This is a genomic window from Neobacillus drentensis (assembly GCF_036962765.1).
In the GTDB taxonomy this organism is placed as follows: Bacteria; Bacillota; Bacilli; order Bacillales; family Cytobacillaceae; genus Neobacillus; species Neobacillus drentensis_C.
This window is the reverse complement of record NZ_JBALOS010000146.1, coordinates 1-19,453: the sequence shown is the minus strand read 5'-3', so window position 1 is coordinate 19,453 and position 19,453 is coordinate 1. Positions and strand designations below refer to the sequence as shown.

Genomic DNA, 19,453 nt, shown 5'->3' with positions numbered 1-19,453 from the left:
CACGTGTGAATTTAGTATTAATGGGGCTTCCAGGTGCTGGTAAAGGTACGCAGGCTGAAAGAATCGTCGAGCAATACGGCATCCCTCATATCTCTACTGGAGATATGTTCCGTGCAGCGATGAAAGAAGGAACAGAACTAGGTTTACAAGCGAAATCATTCATGGATCAAGGCGATCTTGTTCCTGATGAAGTAACAATCGGCATTGTTCGTGAACGATTAAGCAAGGATGATTGTCAAAAAGGGTTTCTTTTAGATGGCTTCCCTAGAACTGTACCTCAAGCAGAAGCGTTGGAAAATCTATTAGTTGATTTAGATAAAAAAATCGACTATGTCATTAACATTACTGTTGATAAAGAAATATTAATGGAACGTTTGACTGGACGTCGAATCTGTAAAGAATGTGGTTCTACCTATCATTTAGTATTTAATCCTCCAAAACAAGAGGGTGTATGCGATCGCTGCGGCGGTGAGTTATACCAAAGAGCTGATGATAATGCAGAAACCGTTCAAAATCGTTTAGACGTAAATATCAAACAACAAGAACCATTATTAAATTTTTATGAAAACAAAGGTTATCTTCGTACGCTTGATGGTCAGCAGGATATTAACAAGGTCTTCACTGATATCGAGCAATTACTTGGGGACTTACATTAATGACCATAAGTAAAACTGTACGAACGACTCTCGACCATCTCTTCACTAAGATTCAAAAGTATGTGAAAGCAAATCGCTTTTCTATTGTACGGAGTATGTAGAACCGAGAGTTGGGCAAGACTTACATGTGGAATTAATTATTCCTAAATATGTAGAATTTACTTGCGGACAGAAGAACAACAATATGTTACTATTATAAGGTTGCTATTTGTGTACGAATATGAAGAGTTGTATTTTATTTCATTCAAACTTTTTGAATTGAGAAGGGAGACGAGATCGATGGCCAAAGATGATGTAATTGAAATTGAAGGTAAAGTCATTGAAACATTGCCAAATGCAATGTTTAAGGTAGAATTAGAAAACGGTCATACCGTGCTAGCGCATGTTTCTGGTAAAATACGAATGCATTTCATTCGGATCCTTCCGGGTGACAAAGTGACTGTTGAGCTTTCTCCATATGACTTAACACGCGGAAGAATTACTTACCGCTTTAAATAATGCTTGCACTCCGTACTACTAAGGAGGTTAGGATAATAATGAAAGTAAGACCATCTGTTAAACCGATCTGCGAAAAATGTAAAGTTATCCGTAGACGCGGAAAAGTTATGGTTATCTGTGAAAACCCTAAACATAAACAAAAACAAGGTTAATTTTGAAGGAGGTGCGCTTTAATATGGCACGTATTGCTGGTGTAGATATTCCACGTGAAAAACGTGTAGTTATCTCTTTAACTTACATTTATGGAATTGGTAAAAATACTGCACAAAAAGTATTAGCAGAAGCTGGTGTTTCTGAAGATACACGTGTACGTGATTTAACAGAAGACGAATTAAACAAAATCCGTGACATCATCGACAAATTAAAAGTTGAAGGTGACCTTCGCCGTGAAATTTCTCTTAACATTAAGCGTTTAATGGAAATCGGCTGCTACCGCGGATTACGTCATCGTCGTGGTTTACCAGTTCGTGGACAAAATACGAAAAACAACGCTCGTACTCGCAAAGGTCCTCGTAAGACTGTAGCGAACAAGAAGAAGTAATCGGTAAAGGAGGTAATTTAAATGGCACGTAAAACAAATACACGTAAACGTCGTGTTAAAAAGAATATTGAATCTGGTATTGCTCATATTCGTTCAACTTTTAACAATACGATTGTAACTATTACTGATGTACATGGTAATGCAATTTCATGGTCAAGTGCTGGTGCGCTTGGATTTAGAGGTTCTCGTAAATCTACACCATTTGCTGCACAAATGGCGGCTGAAACTGCAGCTAAGACTTCTATTGAACATGGTATGAAAACTCTTGAAGTTACTGTTAAAGGACCTGGTGCTGGACGTGAAGCTGCAATCCGTGCTCTTCAAGCTGCTGGTCTTGAAGTAACTGCAATCAAAGATGTTACACCTGTTCCTCATAATGGATGCCGTCCACCAAAACGTCGTCGTGTTTAATTTTTCTGTATAGTTTTTGTATCATATGTCTATAATGGGATATGATATTAAATTTTTGCACTCATACAGAAGATTTATTCCAGTTGTTGTGCACAAAACGGGAACGTATACATGGGGACTTTAGTTAGTAATCATACTAATTTGAAGTTTCGACGTTTTGAAGGAGGGTTATATGATGATCGAAATAGAAAAACCAAAAATCGAAACGATTGAGATCAACGACGATGCCAAGTACGGCAAATTTATCGTAGAGCCACTTGAGCGTGGATATGGTACCACTTTGGGTAACTCCTTACGTCGTATCCTATTATCTTCACTCCCAGGTGCCGCGGTTACATCGATTCAAATCGATGGGGTACTTCATGAGTTCTCAACAATTGAAGGCGTCGTAGAGGATGTAACATCCATCATTTTAAACATTAAGAAATTAGCTCTAAAAATCTACTCTGATGAAGAGAAGACGCTTGAATTTGATGTACAAGGTGAGGGACCTGTATTAGCTGGCAATATCACTCACGATAGTGATGTTGAAGTGTTAAATCCAGATCTTCATATTGCAACATTAGCTTCAAACGGACATCTTCGCATGCGTTTAACAGCTAAACGTGGACGTGGTTATACACCGGCTGTTCAAAACAAAAGAGAAGATCAACCAATCGGTGTTATTCCAATCGATTCCATCTTTACACCTGTTTCACGTGTGATGTTTCATGTAGAAAATACACGAGTAGGTCAAATGTCTAATTTTGATAAGTTGACAATTGATGTTTGGACAGATGGAAGCACTGGACCAAAAGAAGCAATAGCTCTTGGTTCGAAAATTTTGACCGAGCATTTGAATATTTTCGTTGGGTTAACTGACGAAGCTCAAAATGCTGAAATTATGATTGAAAAAGAGGAAGACCAAAAAGAAAAAGTTCTAGAAATGACAATTGAAGAACTCGATCTTTCTGTTCGTTCTTATAACTGCTTAAAACGTGCTGGAATCAACACTGTTCAGGAATTAGCTAATAAGACTGAAGAAGATATGATGAAAGTTCGTAACTTAGGCCGCAAATCACTTGAAGAAGTGAAGGCAAAACTAGAAGAGCTTGGATTAGGCTTACGTAAAGACGACTAGTCAATCGTTAGGTTATTAATCCGACTTATGACTTCAACAAAGGAGGGAACCCTTCATGGCATACAGAAAGTTAGGACGCACAAGTGCACAGCGTAAAGCTATGCTACGTGATTTAACTACAGATTTAATTATCAACGAGCGCATTGAAACAACAGAAACTCGTGCGAAAGAAATTCGTGTGACTGTTGAAAAAATGATCACTTTAGGTAAACGCGGTGATTTACATGCTCGTCGTCAAGCTGCTTCATATGTACGTAACGAAGTTGCTGATGCTGAAAACAATACAAGCGCATTACAAAAACTTTTCGCTGATATCGCTCCACGTTACCAAGAGCGTCAAGGTGGATATACTCGTATTATGAAACTTGGACCACGCCGCGGTGACGGTGCACCAATGGTTATTATCGAGTTAGTTTAATAGCTATTAACAGACAACAAGGGCGCTGGACAGTTTTGTAACAAACTTGTTCTTTGCCCTTTTTCTGTAATATAATTTTATATCATGTAAGACCCAAGCCCAAAAGAGTGTTATGATGAGCGTAACTCCAAACTTGTTGGAGAATGGATAAAGTTGGTGGAATGATCAGTCTCCTATCTGTTGACGGATATCATCAATCTTTTATTCTGCCGCATTGATAGGATGCGTGAATAATTTTATGACTCGTCTAGCTCATGCACCTCCTCCCATTTCTTTATTGAAATCCCTTACTTGCAGTTGTGTCGTTGCTGCCCGGGGACGAGGTGCAGGCTTTTTTTTATATGTAAAAAAATAGAGCAGAGAATAGTTTAGCTGAGAGGAGGAAGATCCTGATGAAAAAGGCAATTGTATCTCTTGAAGGAATATCTTTTCAATACGACGATCAAGAATGCTATGCTCTCAATAATGTTTCTTTTGATATTTATGAGGGGGAATGGCTGGCTATTGTTGGACATAATGGTTCGGGTAAATCAACGATGGCAAAACTATTAAATGGCCTTCATTTTCCTCAAAGTGGTCAAATTACTGTTAGTGGCATCAAGCTTGACGAGGAATCAATTTGGGATATCCGCAAAAAAATTGGGATGGTTTTTCAAAATCCTGATAACCAGTTTGTAGGTACGACTGTACAGGATGATGTGGCTTTTGGTTTAGAAAATAACGGTATTCCTAGAGACGAAATGGTGATAAGAGTCGAGGATTCGTTAAAGAGGGTTAAGATGGATAAGTTTCTGCATCAAGAGCCCCACCATCTCTCTGGAGGCCAGAAACAACGTGTTGCAATCGCAGGTATCCTTGCCTTACGACCGTCCATAATCATTCTTGATGAGGCTACATCCATGCTTGATCCTAGGGGTCGGGAAGAGGTATTGGAGACGGTTCGATTATTAAAAGCAGAGAAATCGTTAACGGTGATTTCAATTACGCATGACTTAGAAGAGGCAGCTAAAGCTGATCGGATTATTGTGATGAACAAAGGGGAAGTCTTCCGTGAAGGAATACCTGAAGAAATATTCTCGATGGATGAACAATTAGTTCAATTAGGCTTAGATATTCCCTTTTCAGTAAAAATGACTAAAGCATTTCGGGATAAGGGTATTCAACTATCGAGACACTATTTATCGGAAGAAGAGTTGGTGACAGAATTATGGACATCTCGCTCAAGCATGTAGATTATCGTTATCAAGTAAATACGCCTTTTGAACGATTAGCCATCGAGGACGTATCCATCGACATTCCAACAGGCGTGTACATGGCTATTATTGGCCATACTGGCTCAGGAAAGTCAACCGTCTTGCAGCATCTAAACGTACTACTGCAACCTACAAAAGGATCAGTTACGATTGGGGAACATGAAATTAAAGCCTCACAAAAAAATAAAAATTTGAAGAAGATTCGCCAACGGGTTGGGATTGTTTTTCAATTTCCAGAACATCAATTGTTTGAAGAAACAGTTGAAAAGGACATTATTTTTGGGCCGATGAATTTTGGTGTTTCTGAAAGTGAAGCAAAGGAACGAGCACGTATTGCCCTTAAACAAGTGGGATTAGGGGAAGAAATTCTTGAAAAATCCCCCTTTGATCTCTCTGGGGGACAAATGCGTCGCGTGGCCATTGCTGGTGTCCTTGCAATGGAACCTGATGTCATTGTCCTGGACGAGCCTACCGCTGGGTTAGACCCGAGAGGCCGTAAAGAAGTTATGGATATGTTTTACTCCCTTCATCAAGAAAGAAACCTGTCTACTATTCTGGTAACGCATAGTATGGAGGATGCTGCAAGATATGCAGACCAGATTGTTATTATGCAGCAGGGGAAGGTCGTCAAAAAAGGAACACCCGAAGAGATCTTCTCTGCACCCGTCGAACTCGTTGAAATGGGTCTTGATGTTCCGGAAGTTGTTCGTTTTCAACTGATGCTAGAGGACAAATTAGGCATTAATTTAGGAAAAATTTATCTAACCATCGACGAATTGTCTACTGCTGTCACTAAAGTGTTAGGTAGAGGTGTTCGCTTATGATGGATAAAATGATTTTTGGCCGCTATGTCCCTGCTGATTCGGTGATTCATAAGATGGATCCCCGTTCCAAATTAATTATGATTTTTCTATTTGTCTGTATTATCTTTCTAGCAAATAATGTGGTTACCTATGCACTTATTGGCATTTATACTTTTTTGATGCTCGGATTGTCACGTGTCCCAGTTCGCTTCTTGTATGTTGGACTAAAGCCGGTGATCTGGCTTGTTCTTTTTACATTAGTTCTTCAATTGTTTTTTACAAAAGAGGGTACCCTTTTATATGAACTGGGACCGCTAAAGATTTATGAAGAAGGGGTCAGACAGGGGATTTTTATTTCCTTACGATTCTTTTTCTTAATCCTAATGACGTCGCTGTTGACGTTGACGACTACACCCATTGAAATCACCGATGGTCTGGAAACATTGTTACATCCTTTAAAAAAGGTACGTTTCCCTGTCCATGAGATGGCGTTAATGATGTCAATATCATTACGATTTATTCCTACACTAATGCAGGAAACAGATAAGATTATGAAGGCGCAAATTGCCAGAGGAGTAGAGTTTGCAAGTGGACCGTTTAAAGAACGAATCAAAGCCGTTATTCCACTCCTGATCCCTTTGTTTGTCAGCTCGTTTAAACGGGCTGAGGAACTGGCAATTGCGATGGAAGCAAGAGGCTATCAAGGCGGGGAAGGAAGAACAAAGTACCGGGAATTAACCTGGAAGATGACAGATTCCCTGCAGATGGTTCTATTAGTCCTTATCACGATTCTTTTATTATTATTACGTTCATAATGGAGCGAAACCATGCCAAGGTATAAATGTATCATTTCCTATGACGGCTCTGGCTTTTCCGGCTATCAGGTCCAGCCTAATAAGCGGACTGTACAGTCGGTATTAGAGTCTGTTTTAACAAAAATGCATAAAGGCGAAGCGGTGAAGGTCTTCGCTTCTGGACGCACGGATGCGGGTGTCCACGCTAAAGGACAAGTGATTCATTTTGATTCACCGCTCCAAATTCCGGAAGAAAAATGGGAACGAGCGTTGAATTCTATGCTTCCTGAAGATATTTCAGTTCTTTCAGCTGTTTCGGTGGATGATTCGTTTCACGCGCGCTTTGATGCGAAAGGGAAGGAATACCGCTATGTGCTCCATTTATCTTCAAAACGGGATCCTTTTCAGAGGAATTTTGCTTACCAGTATCCATACGCTTTAAATTTGAACGCGATGGAACAGGCAAGTAAATTTTTCCTAGGTACCCATGACTTTACTAGTTTTTGTGCGGCAAAGACAGAAGTGGAAGATAAAGTTCGAACAATTAGATTGATTGATTTTACTTGCGAGAATCAACGTTTAACGATCCGCTTTGTTGGAAATGGCTTTTTGTATAATATGGTTCGCATTTTGGTAGGAACTTTATTAGAGGTCGGATCAGGTGAACGAAGCCCAGAGGACATCCCGATAATATTGGCGCATAAAGACCGGACACTGTCTGGAAAAACAGCTCCTGGTCACGGATTATACCTTTGGGAAGTGTTTTATGAATAAAATCAGCTAAACAACTTTACCTGGTGTAACATTTTCTTGACATATCGCCGTATAGAACTTATTATATTATATGTGCGTGTTTTTAATCCCACGATAAAGCCCCGGAAAGTCTTCATCGTGATTGAAAATATATGAATACAAACTTAACCGCACAAGGGTATTAGATGTTCATTCCCGGAACAGAATGCAACTCTAATTACTTTAAAAGTGCGAAAACAATAATCTTTTATGGATTTAAATTAGGAGGGAAACTCATGCGTACAACGTTTATGGCAAATGCCAACACTATCGAGCGTAAATGGTACGTAATTGATGCTGAGGGCAAAACTCTTGGACGTCTTGCTTCTGAAGTAGCATCAATTTTACGTGGTAAAAACAAACCAACTTTTACACCACATGTTGACACTGGTGATAATGTAATCATTCTTAACGCTTCTAAAGTAGAACTTACTGGTAAGAAATTAACTGACAAGATTTACTACCGTCACACTAATCACCCAGGTGGTTTAAAAACTAGAACAGCTCTAGAAATGCGTACTAACTATGCTGAGAAAATGATCGAGCTTGCTGTTAAAGGTATGCTTCCAAAGAATTCTCTTGGCCGTCAAATGTTTAAAAAATTACATGTATATGCTGGCAGCGAACATCCGCACCAAGCACAACAACCTGAAGTTTACGAACTTCGCGGTTAATAAAGAGGGAGGGAATTAACTTGGCACAAGTTCAATATATCGGTACAGGTCGCCGTAAGAGTTCTGTCGCACGTGTGCGTTTAGTACCAGGCACAGGTAAAATTATTGTTAATGGTCGTGAAATCGAAGATTATATCCCATTTGAAGCTTTACGTGTTGTTGTAAGACAACCATTAGTAGCTACTGAAACTGTAGGAAGCTACGATGTTCTTGTAAACGTAAGCGGCGGTGGATACACTGGTCAAGCTGGCGCAATTCGCCACGGTATTGCTCGCGCATTACTACAAGCTGACCCTGAATTCCGTCCAACATTAAAGCGCGCTGGATTATTAACTCGTGATGCACGTATGAAAGAACGTAAAAAATACGGTCTTAAAGGTGCTCGTCGTGCGCCTCAGTTCTCAAAACGTTAATTTTTACGTTTCAAAGACTCTCAAACCTTTGGTTTGGGGGTCTTTTTTTGTTTGATAATAAACAAAAACGGATGTAAGCTTTTCACTTACATCCGTTTAGTTTGCTAATTGATTTTTGACAGCAAAGAGGGCGGCTTGTGTCCGGTCGGCCAGTTCGAGTTTTGATAATAGATTGGAAACATGTGTTTTCACTGTTTTTTCAGTAATAAATAAGGAAGCGGCGATTTCTTTATTGCTTTTTCCTTTGGCAATTTCTTTTAACACATCTACCTCTCGTTTTGTTAATTCCGCTAGTAAATCCTTTTCTTGCTTTGCTTTATTAGACAAATTGGCTAGTAAATGAGTGGTAGCCTTCGGGTGGAGCTGGTTTTCTCCACCGATGATTTTTTTAATCGACGTGACCAGTTCATCAGGCTGGATGTCTTTTAGTTGAAATCCTGATGCACCTGCTTCGAGTGCTGGGATGACATGGTCTTGATCTGAAAAGCTGGTTAACATCATAATTTTAATTTCGGGCTGCTGTTCTTTTATGATTTTTGTTGCCTGGATTCCGTCCATTTCCGGCATGATGAGATCCATTAAAATGATATCGGGTTTTAATAATTGGGCCTGTTCAACGGCTTCCTTGCCATTGGCCGCTTCACCGATCACTTCAAGATCTTTTTGGGTCCGAAGAAAAAAGACCAGACCTCTTCTGACGACGTGATGATCATCGGCAATTAGGATGCGTATACTCACAGCAATTCTCCTTTCTAAAAAGGAATACGGATTTCTATTTCTGTCCCGCTTCCTGGTTTGCTTTTTAAATGAAATTGGCCGTTTAATGCCTCTGTTCTGGTTTTCATGTTTTTTAATCCTAATGAAGGGATCTCGATATTTTCCCCATAGTGAAAGCCGCAGCCGTCGTCCTTTATGGACATGACAATCTCGTCCTTGGCAGTATGAAAGGTGAGATGGGCTACTGTGGTCTGGGAGTGCTTTTTACAATTGGCCAGCGCCTCTTGGCCGATCCGCCACAATGTTTCCTCTACCGTTCCAGGAATACTGGCAGCTCCTGTGATGTCAGTTTCTATGGATAGGCCAAGCATTTCAGCATAACTTCTCAAGGCGCTAACGACACCATTTTCAAGTCCAAGCGGCCGCAGCTGCCAAATTAATGCCCTCATTTCCCCAAGCGCTTCCTGTGCCAAATCTTGTATATAGCCAAATGTTTGTTTTACCTCTTCCTGTTCCGTCATTTCGACGCCTGCCCTTGCAGTCAGGCTTAAGGAAAATAACAGTTGATTAACAGAATCGTGAAGATCTCTTGCCAGTCGATTTCGCTCGGTGACCAGTGCATTTTCTTGTTCGCGTTGCGTTAATTTAATTCGTTTTAATGCGGTACCAATTTGATAGGCAACGGCTTCAAGCAAGGCGAGTTCCTCTTTCTTAAAATGTGTCTTATATGGCGAACCAACGTTTAAGATCCCAAATCGTTCATTTGCTGCCCCGAGCGGGACGGTAGCATGATGGGTCAGTCCGCACGTTTCTCCTGCAAGTTCTTCGAGTGCGTCTTCAATCCGTTTACACTCCATAATATTAGTTGCTTTCGTTAATTTTTTATTATTATATTTGTTGACGCACCAGCACCCGCCCTGACACATTCTTTGATTCTCGTTATTTGCCAGAGCAGGGGGCAGGGCTTCGGCGGCTGCTAGTTGATGTGCACCCGTTTCATCCATTAAAAAAATCCAGCCTGTTTGCAGTCCTGTCACCTGAAGTAGTCTTTTCAACACTCCAGACAGGACATCCTTTGTATCGGTTCCTTCATTTAACAGCTCAGCGATTTCTTTTAAAATGCCGATATCTTTATTCGCTTCCGACATACCTTTCTCCTCCAGGATCTGCATCTACTATTATTATAGCTTATTGGGTGAAGGTTTTAGCTTCTTTTTAGGTTTTATGAACCAGATCTTACCTGCAAAAACTCTATCACCTCATTATTGGGTCCTTCAAAAAAAATGGTCTTCCATCCGTTGTCTAACTTGTAAGGCCCTTCGATTTTTCGATTAGCATCGAACTGGTTGATGGCTACATTGAGATCATTTACTTCAAAGCATAAATGAGTTCCTTCGCATGGACTGGAAATGAGCTCTAACCTGAAATCCCCTGCAGCCAGAAACACAATCTCTTCCCCCATGAAAAAGATTCGTCTTTCTTCCTCAAGTCCTAAGTGCTTTTTGTAAAAAGCTACAGACTCCTCGAGATTAGTTACTTCTATACCATAATGATGGAACCACATGTTTGTGTCTCCTCCGATTCATAAAATTAGATTCATATCCCCGAACTCATGCCATAAATAGCCGGCTACGATTGCATGATTATAGGCCTGAAGCAAATGCTGCTCTGAGACGAAGGCTGACAGCATGTCGAGGTGGCTGGCTTGCGGTTCATGAAAACCGGTAATGATTCCATCAGCTATCTTTAAAGGGAAGTGGGAATCGATATAGAGATTAGTTGTTCCCGAAAGGACCCCATTTCTAGCTGCACTCTCAAGAGCACGAACAACGGTGGTACCAACCGCAATGACCCGGTTTCCCGCCGCTTTTGTTTGAAGAATCCGTTCCATTGTCCGTTCAGAGATCCGATACTCCTCAACATTTTCTTCAGGTGTCTGATGATAGGAATCATCAAGCAAGTAACTTAAGCCTGTATGCAATTGGATAAAGTCTAGCTGGATGTTTAACCGCTTTAATTTGAAAATTAACTCCCAGCTAAACGCTCTGCCTGCGGAGGGCATTTCCACGGAACCAGGATGACTGGCAAATATGGTTTGATAGTAATCCAGGGCCCAGGGCTTATCGATATATTCATAACGGATCGGTTCACCAAGGGTATAGATACTATTAAATAATTCCGTTCCTTTTTTCGTAAATTCAATGATTTTTAAAGGAGAATTCCCTTTTTCGGCAATCGCCATAGCGGATAAGTCTGCTGAAAATTCGAGCATATCACCCGGTTTGACTGGGGCGGCTACAATTAGGGCCTCCCATAGATCCTCGCCACAGCGCCTAGCCAGCCTGACTTCAACATTTGGTACGATGAGTTCCGAGTTTCGTATCCAATTGGCGTGCAGGACCGCGGGGATGGTCCGGCTGTTATTGGCAATGAGAAGGTCGCCAGGCTCCAGGTATTTAGCCAAGTCAAAGAAATGGTCATGGCTGATATCCCCTGTAACGCGGTCGAGAACCATCATCCGCACATGATCCCTGCGTAAACCTCGTTTTTCAGGGGGAAGGGAAGCATTCAATTCTTCAGGCAGGTAAAAATCTAATGCTCGAGTCGCCATCATAATCCCTCCCCAGATTGGGCCTCAAAGCGCTGGCCATTTACGCCAGTCGACTTATTGGAGGCTAGGTATAAAAATATGTCGACAATATCCTCTGGCTTTGCCAATGAGTAATCACAATCAGGGACGGCCAATTGATGCATGTCTGTATCCATTTCGCCTGGGTCGACCATGTTTACCCGAACGTTTGTCTCCCTTAATTCATCCGCCCACGTTTGGGTGAGGCCCTCCACGGCAAATTTGGAAATTCCATATGCACCCCAGCCAGCATAACCCGTATGTCCAGCTTCAGAAGTCACATTGATAATAGAGCCTTCATTCCGCTCAAGCATCCCCGGAATCACTCTTCTCGTTACTAAGAATGGTGAAACAGCATTCACCTTCAGCACTTCGGCAAAATCCTCCTCAGGGTAATCAAGTAGGTAGGGCATTGGACTAGGTCCCAAAATAGATGCATTATTAATTAGGACATCAATATGGCCAAAAGCTTCCTCTGTCATCGCAACGAATCGCTCCACATCCCGTGAGTTGGAAATATCCGCCGTAACCACAAGAACCTCAGCACCTAATTTTTGAGCTTCCTCTTTCACCTTTAGCAGTTTATCCTGAGTCCTGGAGCAGATCGCAAGCTTTGCTCCTTCATTTGCAAAAGCCAATGTCAACGCTCGACCCAAACCTTTCGAAGCCCCAGTAATCATCACAACTTTATTATTCATATCTTCTCTCCCCTTCGTTTCTTGATGTCTTAAGCATAACGGTTTCTGGAAAATCATCCCTCAGAAAAAAGCTTGAAGTTTTCCTACAACTTTAGACTGAGGGAAGACGGATTAACGATTGAAAGGAAATCAGAGGGAGTGTTTGAAAGAGTAGCTGCGGGAAATGGAAGGGAGTATCTCTCCCTTGTTAGGGAAAAAAGAGCCCAGGCGGTAAATGAAAGGGAGTTCCATTTCCCTTGTAAGGGAAAAAAGAGCTACGAAGGTAAATGAAAAGGGATTACATTTCCCTTTGCGATGGAAAAAAGGGCCTCGAAGGTAAATGAAAAGGAGTTCCATTTCCCTTGTAAGGGAAAAAAGAGCTACGAAGGTAAATGAAAAGGGATTCCATTGCCCTTGTAAGGGAAAAAAGAGCCACGAAGGTAAATGAAAAGATATTCCATTGCCCTTGTAAGAGAAAAGAGAGCGCCGGCGGTAAATGAAAGATGATCCATATACCCCAAATACAAAATAACACCCTTCCTCGCAAAAGGAAGGGCGTAAAATGGTCAATAATAGAAATCTACTTCAACAACTATTTTTCAAAATACCTATGTTGCCTTTGTCCCACTGACTTATAGTTCTGCATTAGCACTCTCCGTATCAATTTTCTAGACCCAATCACCCCACACCACTCATAAACCCCATTGGTAGTAATTTTTCTTTCAGGAAAAAGCAGCATTAACTCTTCCACGCACCGTAATATAGCTGAATCGACAGTTTCCTCATGCCCGCATTTATCGCACACTATCGGCTTCTTTTCCACAACTGACGATAGGAACGAGTGACACTTTTCACACGTAATCCCCTTGTCCAATTGATCATAGCTGTATGGTGGATAGCGGGTATAGGGAGAATCGATTTGATGCATGGAGATCAATTGGTCCGCAAGCATTTTGTGGCGGTGCGTTAGTTTTGACGGGATTTCATTTAATTTTTTCATCAGGGCATTAAGTTGAGTGGGGTGAATAATCGACTCATTTAATGGGGCTTGATATAAGGTGAAGTGGGGGTTTACAAAGGTTACGTCACCTTCAATAGGTAAATAAAAGCCAAGATTTTTAAGGAGCGGGCGGAGAAGGGCCTTTATCCGTTTTAATTGATCCAACGGATTTTTTATTTCGTCCTTAGATAATTTTGGATAGAAATTGCCTAAATCATACCTATAATCGCCCTCATAGTTTTTTACTTCATATGGGTAAATTGTATGCTGAGCAATAACCAATGTATCAATTTGAAAAACGGATTTATTGTGCTCGAGGCACAAATCATTTAAAACGTACAAGTCATTCTCAAGCTTTGCGGTTATCTGGTCAAAGACTACCTCACCCTGGTATCCTTTTTCAAGATAAGCATAATGCTGTTTGTCCTTTGAAGATAACTCCATTCGTGCGTTTAACGAACTCAGAATCCTTAATTCTTTCGACTTAATTCGTGGTTTATAAGGCGGCATATCCCACTTCCTTTCCCTTTTTTAAAATACTCCTCCTTAATTTTACAAAAAATAACTACGTAATTGTTTGAATACTTTGTTAACAATCAGCGGACCAGAGCGACAAATGCGACCAATCCATCGGATAAAAATTGGCAACTTAATTTGATCGTAACCTTGCATTTCTTCTGAACCCCAGATAAAGAATAGTTCTAAGAGGTGAAGAGTAGTGACAGTAATTACGACCTTTAAAGAAAAAAAACGGGAAAAACAAATAAAATATGAGCGTTCCGTCCTTCGGGAGTTATCGATTAATACATTAAAAGAACGAGTCCAACAGTACTTTGGTTCAACTAAAATTGCTTCCAGCCTCATTATGAATACAGGCATAGAAGAAGCTTGCTACGACATTGCTCTTGAAGCCTTTTTGTTGGGAGCAAAATTTAGTAAGTTTGGTTATCATGGCGAAACCCTTGATGATGTCCGCAAACGCTGCTATCGCGAAGAAAAGCACTTAATTGATACACTTTATAACTTTTTCCTTTACTGGGGAAGCGGTGAGGAGGGTACCATGAGTGAATCACTGTATTATCTATGTGAGCAGTACATCCATATCTGGTGGAGAGAAGGTTTTGAAAAAGGGCAAAGGCGCCACAAGCTCCGCCTCCACTAATGTCCGGCATTTCTTCCTGTTCTAAATCCCCCCTTTGTCCCATATAGTTTAGAGAATAGGGACGAGCGGGAAGGAATGATTGGGGTGTCAAAGCGAAGACTGAAAATAATTAGTTTTATTGTGGGCTTGTGTGTCTTATTTTTCGTTTTACAATACGACTTTGTTGATGATGACTCGTTGAATGCGTGGAATCTTCCGTTATCGGGAAAAATCATCTTACTTGACCCGGGCCATGGCGGTCCAGATGGCGGCGCTGGAACGGGTCAAACGTTAGAAAAAGACATTGCCCTAGATATTACCAAAAAAGTCCGGGATTACTTGCAAATGCAGGGGGCCCTTGTCATTATGACCAGAGAAACAGATACTGATTTAGCGGCCTCTGATACAAGAGGTTACAGTCGAAGAAAAGTGGAAGATTTAAAAAATAGACTCAAGATGATCAATAGTGGCGATAATGACTTTTTTGTCAGCATTCATTTAAATGCGATTCCTTCTTCCAGATGGAGCGGGGCCCAAACCTTCTATGCGCCTCAATATAAGGAAAATGCAGAGGCAGCCAAGTTTATCCAAGATGAGCTGCGCACAAATTTAAAGAACACGACGCGACGAGCGAAACCCATTAATAATGTTTATATCTTAAAAAATGCAAAGAAGCCCGGCGTATTGGTGGAGGTTGGCTTTTTATCCAATCCGGCCGAAAAGGAAAAGTTAAAAAAGGATTCTTACCAGGATAAAATTGCGGTCTCCATCTATCAAGGAATTACTCGTTATTACACCAACGAAAAAGAACTAGTCGAACCAGAGTATTGAAGGTGAAGGTGAAAAACACCTTCTATTTTTTTGTTAAATGCTTGCTTTCCGATAATAAATACGTGTGATTCAATTAACTGTTTCTTGTCCTGATTATGATATACTGAGAGTGGAAACGAATTCAAAAGGTGAGGTGCTTTTTTATGTTAACAGAGGAAAGAGTCCATGAGGTTCTTGGCAGCCTTAAAGAACCATTTTTACATAAAACATTAGCTGAATTAAATGCTATTGTCGAAATTAAAATTAAAGAAGAAAAAAACCATGTCAGCGTAAAAGTAGCCATCGCGAAAACTGGTACATCCGAACAACTTCAGCTACAAACACAAATCGTTAACGTGTTAAAAGAGGTTGGAGCGGCATCCGTTGGAATCCGCTTTAGTGATCTGCCTGAGGAAGTATTAGCTGCACATCGCCATGCGGAACCAGAAACTAATGATACTAATTTGCTTAATTCAAATAAAACAACCTTCATTGCGATTGCCAGTGGAAAAGGCGGCGTTGGAAAATCAACGGTATCAGTGAACCTAGCTGTGGCACTTGCGCGTTTAGGCAAAAAGGTTGGATTGATTGATGCCGATATTTATGGCTTTAGTGTGCCTGATATGATGGGGATTACGCAAAGACCTGTGGTCAGAGGGGAAAAAATCATTCCGGTAGAACGTTTTGGCGTTCAAGTGATTTCAATGGGCTTCTTTGTTGAAGACAATTCTCCAATTATTTGGCGTGGCCCGATGTTAGGGAAAATGTTAAACAGTTTCTTTAGTGAAGTAGAGTGGGGCGATATCGACTATCTACTGTTAGATTTACCGCCTGGAACAGGGGATGTTGCATTAGACGTTCATACCATGCTGCCGGCATGTAAAGAAATCATTGTAACCACTCCACATCCAACAGCTGCGTTTGTGGCTGCACGTGCGGGCGCAATGGCACTTAAAACAGACCATGAAGTTCTAGGTGTTATTGAAAACATGGCATACTTTGAAAGTAAGTTGACCGGAGAAAAGGAATATGTATTCGGCCAAGGCGGCGGCGATAAATTGGCGGAGGAATTGAATACAGAAGTACTCGGTCGTCTGCCGCTTAACCAGCCTGATTGGAACGACGAAGACTTTGCTCCATCTATCTATCAAGAAGACCATCAGAGCGGAAAAGTTTATTTAGAAATAGCTGAAAAAGTAACCGCCTTACTAAAAAAATAAATAAATGAAAAAGAGAAGCTTCTTCCGCTGTGGAATAGGCTTCTCTTTTTGTTGGCTTACATTACCATACCTTACCAATTAGCTTCCGCCACCTGTGTCGGTTTTGCTGCCGCTTTGGCTTTTAGAACCGGATTTGCTATTCGCTTCTTCTGCAGCCTTTAAGAGCAATTCTTGTATTTTCGCTTTAAATAAGGGACTATCAACCGTTTCTGTAATGACTTTCTGAAGATGCGCGCGGTATTCTTTGCTTTTTAAAGCATCGGCCATCTCTTTTTGGATTTCAGGTTCTTTAAAAACTTCAATCATCATCCCTCTATATTCCGGGTCATTCATTAATTCTTTGAGTAACTTTTTGTTTTCTGTTTTTAAGTTTTTTGAAACGCTTTGTGTGAATTTTGGATCACTAAACGTTTTTTTCCAATAATCTTTTGCTTTATCTGATGACAGTGTTTGCTCAATCGTATCAGTAACAACTTTTTGATCCATCACCAGCTTTTCCTTCATACTATCACTGGACATCACATCTTGGATTGCTTTCTTACCATCATCCGTTTTAAGAATATCAACTACCATTTTCTTAGTTTCTTCATAATCAATTTGTCCTCCTCCGCTGGCCTCATTGGGAGAACAACTTGTCAGGAACACCATGATGGGCAGGAGGAGCAACATGCTTTTTGCTTTCATAAAATAAGCCCCTTTCACATAAAAATCCTTAAGTTTAGCATGTAGTAACTGCTGGAAGTTTATGCATAAGGAATTATAAAATATGGATTTTTCAATTTTGGCTTGGTACAATCATTATGTTGTTTATTTTTGTAGTATGGAGGTTTATAGTGTGACAAGCCGTAATTGGGTAAAACTATTTATCAATACATTACTAGTGGGCGGACTCACAACGGCTATTGTGGGCTTTATTGTTCGCTGGAATGAGTTTGAGCCCTATTTTACTGAATTTAAAGTCATTGATATTTTGTCGACATTGATTTGGTTAATTGTCATGGGCTTTTTGTTTAGTGTCATAAGCCAAATGGGCTTTTTTGCATATTTAACCGTTCATCGTTTTGGTCTAGGAATCTTTAAATCGGTTTCACTGTGGAATGCTGTTCAAATCGTCCTTATTCTCTTTGGTTTATTTGATTTGGTGTATCTACGATACGAAAATTTTGCAGGTCCAAATGATTCTGTGCTGCCTTACTTTGGTCCGGCTATCATTCTATTTGTCATTAGTTTGGCGGTAGCCTGGTATAAAGTGAAACAGACGAATCGTGACGCATTTATTCCTGCCATGTTCTTTATGATCGTGGTTACCTTGATTGAGTGGGTGCCCGTTCTTCGTGTAAATGAAAAGAGCTGGCTTTTCCTCATGATGTTTGCTCTAATGGCATGTAATGGTTATCAATTATTAATTTTGCATAAATTAAACATGCAATCTGAACAGGAAAGACAAAAAAGGGCAAGTCAATCCCAAGGTCAATCAAAAAATAATAAACCAGCAAACATGAAAAAGACAAAGAAACCGTCCATTTAATCAATTGGACGGTTTTTTTATTTACCTTATTTCTCTTGAATTGGCCTCTCCATTCGCAATCATTTCAGATACAGAAACTAATTTATACCCTTTTTGATGGATGTTTTTTACAATTAATGGCAATGCTTTTGCTGTCTGTTTAGCAGAATCGGAAGCATGAAGCAGAACAATATCGCCTTTGTCTGCTTTATCGACGTTTTTGACAATGGTTGGTACACCTGGATTATTCCAGTCTTTTGAATCGACACTCCAATGGACAACAGTATATCCATACCGCTTGGCAATTTTTAAGGTACGCTCATCAAAATGTCCGGTCGGAGCACGAAGTAACTTTATATCCTTTACATTTAGTTTCCTAAAGGCTTCTTGAGCTTTTGAGATATCTTGGCCAATCTTCACATCTTCAAGATCCCGATAATCTTTGTACTCATAACCAAGAATACCGATTTCATAACCATCCTTTACAATTCGACTAACAATGTCGGGGTGTCTCTCTGCCCATGAACCGGCTAAGAAGAAAGTAGCTGCTTTTACATTTTCCTTCTTTAACGTATCTAAAATAGGCTCTGCCTTTTCGTCACCCCAGCCGATATTAAAAGTAAGTGCGAGATTTTTTTCCCCTCTATAAATGGCTTTCGGACCATCTTTTGATGAAAAGACAGGAATTTGTGTTAGGTTCTCTATGTAGAGAAACCAAGCGGTAAAAAATGCAGCAATTAAAATAAGTGAAATGTTCTTCAAAGACTTCCCGTTAAATACAAAAAAGAATTTCATCGTCCCCACCTCGTCCAATACTGTCCATGTCTCAACCTATGCGGATTTTTTTAAGAATATGATTAGAAAATTTTTTATTATAAAATTTCAATAATTGGAAAATACTACAATAACTAGATATTTCGCTGGAGGTTATTCAATGTTTGGACTTCTAATAAACGATAAAGAAGTAAAGGAAATGGAATACCTTATTAAAAGAGAAATGGATGAAATATTATTTGATTTAAGAGATGATCGGATTGATCATATAGTAAAAAGAGCAATGGAAGAAAGATATAAAGTTTTGTTTACCCTTTTTCGAAGAGTGGCTTCTCCACATGATTGTTTTAAGTATATGAGAAGAGGGAAGAAGGATAGGAAAAAGGGATAAGAAAAAACTTCATTTTTTTTGTTCAAATACGTTGACAATAAATATGTATCTTGGTATATTAATAAACGTCGCTGCTGACATAAAAAACTTCGAAAAAAGTTGTTGACATTGTGTCTTGTGGATGATAAATTAATAAAGTCGCTTTTGAGCGATAGAGAAATTGTTCTTTGAAAACTAAACAAACAAAATCGTGCAATCAAACAATAAATTTTAG

26 protein-coding genes are annotated in these 19,453 nt (G+C 40.1%); 18 read left to right on the top strand and 8 right to left on the bottom strand.

The features are described from left to right. Window positions 1-5 precede the first annotated feature (5 nt). The 13 genes from V7137_RS18255 (at window position 6) to rpsI (ending at window position 8,373) form a co-directional block, all read left to right on the top strand. On the top strand, window positions 6-656 hold the full coding sequence (locus V7137_RS18255) for an adenylate kinase (RefSeq protein ID WP_335699409.1): 651 nt from the start codon (window positions 6-8) through the stop codon (window positions 654-656). Between the two features lie 279 nt (window positions 657-935). After that, window positions 936-1,154, top strand: a complete 219-nt coding sequence (infA, locus tag V7137_RS18250) for a translation initiation factor IF-1 (RefSeq protein WP_007085268.1) — start codon at window positions 936-938, stop codon at window positions 1,152-1,154. Window positions 1,155-1,192: 38 nt separating this feature from the next. Further along, window positions 1,193-1,306: a 50S ribosomal protein L36 gene (gene rpmJ, locus V7137_RS18245; protein ID WP_000868344.1), complete on the top strand. Its 114-nt coding sequence runs from the start codon at window positions 1,193-1,195 to the stop codon at window positions 1,304-1,306. Between the two features lie 23 nt (window positions 1,307-1,329). Beyond that, entirely contained in the window at window positions 1,330-1,695 is a 366-nt protein-coding gene (gene rpsM / locus V7137_RS18240; RefSeq protein WP_026565543.1) for a 30S ribosomal protein S13, read from the top strand. Window positions 1,696-1,716: 21 nt separating this feature from the next. Continuing rightward, the gene (gene rpsK, locus V7137_RS18235) at window positions 1,717-2,106 is read left to right on the top strand and encodes a 30S ribosomal protein S11 (protein WP_024027886.1); all 390 of its coding nucleotides are present in this window, start codon (window positions 1,717-1,719) and stop codon (window positions 2,104-2,106) included. A gap of 175 nt (window positions 2,107-2,281) precedes the next feature. Further along, window positions 2,282-3,226, top strand: a complete 945-nt coding sequence (locus V7137_RS18230) for a DNA-directed RNA polymerase subunit alpha (RefSeq protein WP_335699408.1) — start codon at window positions 2,282-2,284, stop codon at window positions 3,224-3,226. A 55-nt stretch (window positions 3,227-3,281) separates the two neighbouring features. Further along, the gene (rplQ, locus tag V7137_RS18225) at window positions 3,282-3,644 is read left to right on the top strand and encodes a 50S ribosomal protein L17 (RefSeq protein WP_024027884.1); all 363 of its coding nucleotides are present in this window, start codon (window positions 3,282-3,284) and stop codon (window positions 3,642-3,644) included. Window positions 3,645-4,036: 392 nt separating this feature from the next. Further along, window positions 4,037-4,876: an energy-coupling factor ABC transporter ATP-binding protein gene (locus tag V7137_RS18220; protein ID WP_335699407.1), complete on the top strand. Its 840-nt coding sequence runs from the start codon at window positions 4,037-4,039 to the stop codon at window positions 4,874-4,876. Further along, window positions 4,852-5,721 (top strand): energy-coupling factor ABC transporter ATP-binding protein, encoded by an 870-nt coding sequence (locus tag V7137_RS18215; RefSeq protein ID WP_335699406.1) that lies wholly within the window; start codon window positions 4,852-4,854, stop codon window positions 5,719-5,721. The genes V7137_RS18220 and V7137_RS18215 overlap by 25 nt, the downstream gene beginning before the upstream one ends. Next, window positions 5,718-6,515, top strand: coding sequence for an energy-coupling factor transporter transmembrane component T family protein (locus tag V7137_RS18210; RefSeq protein ID WP_335699405.1), 798 nt, complete (start codon window positions 5,718-5,720; stop codon window positions 6,513-6,515). Before V7137_RS18215 ends, V7137_RS18210 begins: the two co-directional genes overlap by 4 nt. A gap of 12 nt (window positions 6,516-6,527) precedes the next feature. Next, complete coding sequence (truA, locus tag V7137_RS18205; RefSeq protein WP_335699404.1) at window positions 6,528-7,268, top strand: tRNA pseudouridine(38-40) synthase TruA; 741 nt, start codon at window positions 6,528-6,530, stop codon at window positions 7,266-7,268. A gap of 254 nt (window positions 7,269-7,522) precedes the next feature. After that, window positions 7,523-7,960, top strand: coding sequence for a 50S ribosomal protein L13 (rplM, locus tag V7137_RS18200; protein ID WP_335699403.1), 438 nt, complete (start codon window positions 7,523-7,525; stop codon window positions 7,958-7,960). A 20-nt stretch (window positions 7,961-7,980) separates the two neighbouring features. Beyond that, a complete protein-coding gene (gene rpsI / locus V7137_RS18195; protein ID WP_218350804.1) occupies window positions 7,981-8,373 on the top strand; it encodes a 30S ribosomal protein S9 in 393 nt (130 codons plus the stop codon). A gap of 96 nt (window positions 8,374-8,469) precedes the next feature. Here rpsI and V7137_RS18190 read toward each other — a convergent pair whose 3' ends face one another. The 6 genes from V7137_RS18190 to V7137_RS18165 all read right to left on the bottom strand — a co-directional run bounded on the left by V7137_RS18190 (window position 8,470) and on the right by V7137_RS18165 (window position 13,906). Beyond that, window positions 8,470-9,111 (bottom strand): response regulator transcription factor, encoded by a 642-nt coding sequence (locus V7137_RS18190; protein ID WP_335699402.1) that lies wholly within the window; start codon window positions 9,109-9,111, stop codon window positions 8,470-8,472. Window positions 9,112-9,125: 14 nt separating this feature from the next. Continuing rightward, entirely contained in the window at window positions 9,126-10,238 is a 1,113-nt protein-coding gene (locus V7137_RS18185) for a GAF domain-containing sensor histidine kinase (protein WP_335699401.1), read from the bottom strand. A gap of 74 nt (window positions 10,239-10,312) precedes the next feature. Continuing rightward, window positions 10,313-10,654, bottom strand: a complete 342-nt coding sequence (locus V7137_RS18180; protein WP_335699400.1) for a VOC family protein — start codon at window positions 10,652-10,654, stop codon at window positions 10,313-10,315. A gap of 18 nt (window positions 10,655-10,672) precedes the next feature. Next, window positions 10,673-11,701, bottom strand: a complete 1,029-nt coding sequence (locus V7137_RS18175; protein WP_335699399.1) for an S-adenosylmethionine:tRNA ribosyltransferase-isomerase — start codon at window positions 11,699-11,701, stop codon at window positions 10,673-10,675. Continuing rightward, complete coding sequence (locus tag V7137_RS18170; protein ID WP_335699398.1) at window positions 11,701-12,417, bottom strand: SDR family NAD(P)-dependent oxidoreductase; 717 nt, start codon at window positions 12,415-12,417, stop codon at window positions 11,701-11,703. Before V7137_RS18170 ends, V7137_RS18175 begins: the two co-directional genes overlap by 1 nt. 571 nt (window positions 12,418-12,988) lie before the next feature. After that, complete coding sequence (locus V7137_RS18165; protein ID WP_335699397.1) at window positions 12,989-13,906, bottom strand: nuclease-related domain-containing protein; 918 nt, start codon at window positions 13,904-13,906, stop codon at window positions 12,989-12,991. A 208-nt stretch (window positions 13,907-14,114) separates the two neighbouring features. Here V7137_RS18165 and V7137_RS18160 point away from each other — a divergent pair, with 208 nt between their 5' ends. The 3 genes from V7137_RS18160 to V7137_RS18150 all read left to right on the top strand — a co-directional run bounded on the left by V7137_RS18160 (window position 14,115) and on the right by V7137_RS18150 (window position 16,567). Beyond that, complete coding sequence (locus V7137_RS18160; RefSeq protein ID WP_218351640.1) at window positions 14,115-14,558, top strand: YbaK family protein; 444 nt, start codon at window positions 14,115-14,117, stop codon at window positions 14,556-14,558. An 84-nt stretch (window positions 14,559-14,642) separates the two neighbouring features. Further along, the gene (cwlD, locus tag V7137_RS18155) at window positions 14,643-15,368 is read left to right on the top strand and encodes an N-acetylmuramoyl-L-alanine amidase CwlD (RefSeq protein WP_335699396.1); all 726 of its coding nucleotides are present in this window, start codon (window positions 14,643-14,645) and stop codon (window positions 15,366-15,368) included. Between the two features lie 143 nt (window positions 15,369-15,511). After that, entirely contained in the window at window positions 15,512-16,567 is a 1,056-nt protein-coding gene (locus V7137_RS18150) for an Mrp/NBP35 family ATP-binding protein (protein WP_335699395.1), read from the top strand. 78 nt (window positions 16,568-16,645) lie between these two features. Here the strand turns inward: V7137_RS18150 and gerD are convergent, their stop codons facing one another. Then, on the bottom strand, window positions 16,646-17,251 hold the full coding sequence (gene gerD / locus V7137_RS18145; protein WP_335699394.1) for a spore germination lipoprotein GerD: 606 nt from the start codon (window positions 17,249-17,251) through the stop codon (window positions 16,646-16,648). 151 nt (window positions 17,252-17,402) lie between these two features. Here gerD and V7137_RS18140 point away from each other — a divergent pair, with 151 nt between their 5' ends. Then, complete coding sequence (locus V7137_RS18140; RefSeq protein ID WP_218351644.1) at window positions 17,403-18,095, top strand: KinB-signaling pathway activation protein; 693 nt, start codon at window positions 17,403-17,405, stop codon at window positions 18,093-18,095. A 21-nt stretch (window positions 18,096-18,116) separates the two neighbouring features. Here V7137_RS18140 and pdaB read toward each other — a convergent pair whose 3' ends face one another. Beyond that, window positions 18,117-18,869 (bottom strand): polysaccharide deacetylase family sporulation protein PdaB, encoded by a 753-nt coding sequence (gene pdaB / locus V7137_RS18135; RefSeq protein WP_335699393.1) that lies wholly within the window; start codon window positions 18,867-18,869, stop codon window positions 18,117-18,119. A 139-nt stretch (window positions 18,870-19,008) separates the two neighbouring features. On the opposite strand from pdaB, the gene V7137_RS18130 reads away from it, so the two are divergent. Continuing rightward, the gene (locus V7137_RS18130; protein WP_335380729.1) at window positions 19,009-19,239 is read left to right on the top strand and encodes a hypothetical protein; all 231 of its coding nucleotides are present in this window, start codon (window positions 19,009-19,011) and stop codon (window positions 19,237-19,239) included. The last annotated feature ends 214 nt before the right edge of the window (window positions 19,240-19,453 follow it).

Bases quoted from the DNA above. Each gene is read 5' to 3' on its own strand.
- infA (WP_007085268.1), top strand. From the start codon at position 936: ATGGCCAAAGATGATGTAATTGAAATTGAAGGTAAAGTCATTGAAACA.
- rpmJ (WP_000868344.1), top strand. From the start codon at position 1,193: ATGAAAGTAAGACCATCTGTTAAACCGATCTGCGAAAAATGTAAAGTT.
- rpsM (WP_026565543.1), top strand. From the start codon at position 1,330: ATGGCACGTATTGCTGGTGTAGATATTCCACGTGAAAAACGTGTAGTT.
- rpsK (WP_024027886.1), top strand. From the start codon at position 1,717: ATGGCACGTAAAACAAATACACGTAAACGTCGTGTTAAAAAGAATATT.
- V7137_RS18230 (WP_335699408.1), top strand. From the start codon at position 2,282: ATGATCGAAATAGAAAAACCAAAAATCGAAACGATTGAGATCAACGAC.
- rplQ (WP_024027884.1), top strand. From the start codon at position 3,282: ATGGCATACAGAAAGTTAGGACGCACAAGTGCACAGCGTAAAGCTATG.
- V7137_RS18220 (WP_335699407.1), top strand. From the start codon at position 4,037: ATGAAAAAGGCAATTGTATCTCTTGAAGGAATATCTTTTCAATACGAC.
- V7137_RS18215 (WP_335699406.1), top strand. From the start codon at position 4,852: ATGGACATCTCGCTCAAGCATGTAGATTATCGTTATCAAGTAAATACG.
- V7137_RS18210 (WP_335699405.1), top strand. From the start codon at position 5,718: ATGATGGATAAAATGATTTTTGGCCGCTATGTCCCTGCTGATTCGGTG.
- truA (WP_335699404.1), top strand. From the start codon at position 6,528: ATGCCAAGGTATAAATGTATCATTTCCTATGACGGCTCTGGCTTTTCC.
- rplM (WP_335699403.1), top strand. From the start codon at position 7,523: ATGCGTACAACGTTTATGGCAAATGCCAACACTATCGAGCGTAAATGG.
- V7137_RS18185 (WP_335699401.1), bottom strand. From the start codon at position 10,238: ATGTCGGAAGCGAATAAAGATATCGGCATTTTAAAAGAAATCGCTGAG.
- V7137_RS18180 (WP_335699400.1), bottom strand. From the start codon at position 10,654: ATGTGGTTCCATCATTATGGTATAGAAGTAACTAATCTCGAGGAGTCT.
- V7137_RS18175 (WP_335699399.1), bottom strand. From the start codon at position 11,701: ATGGCGACTCGAGCATTAGATTTTTACCTGCCTGAAGAATTGAATGCT.
- V7137_RS18170 (WP_335699398.1), bottom strand. From the start codon at position 12,417: ATGAATAATAAAGTTGTGATGATTACTGGGGCTTCGAAAGGTTTGGGT.
- V7137_RS18165 (WP_335699397.1), bottom strand. From the start codon at position 13,906: ATGCCGCCTTATAAACCACGAATTAAGTCGAAAGAATTAAGGATTCTG.
- V7137_RS18150 (WP_335699395.1), top strand. From the start codon at position 15,512: ATGTTAACAGAGGAAAGAGTCCATGAGGTTCTTGGCAGCCTTAAAGAA.
- gerD (WP_335699394.1), bottom strand. From the start codon at position 17,251: ATGAAAGCAAAAAGCATGTTGCTCCTCCTGCCCATCATGGTGTTCCTG.
- pdaB (WP_335699393.1), bottom strand. From the start codon at position 18,869: ATGAAATTCTTTTTTGTATTTAACGGGAAGTCTTTGAAGAACATTTCA.
- V7137_RS18130 (WP_335380729.1), top strand. From the start codon at position 19,009: ATGTTTGGACTTCTAATAAACGATAAAGAAGTAAAGGAAATGGAATAC.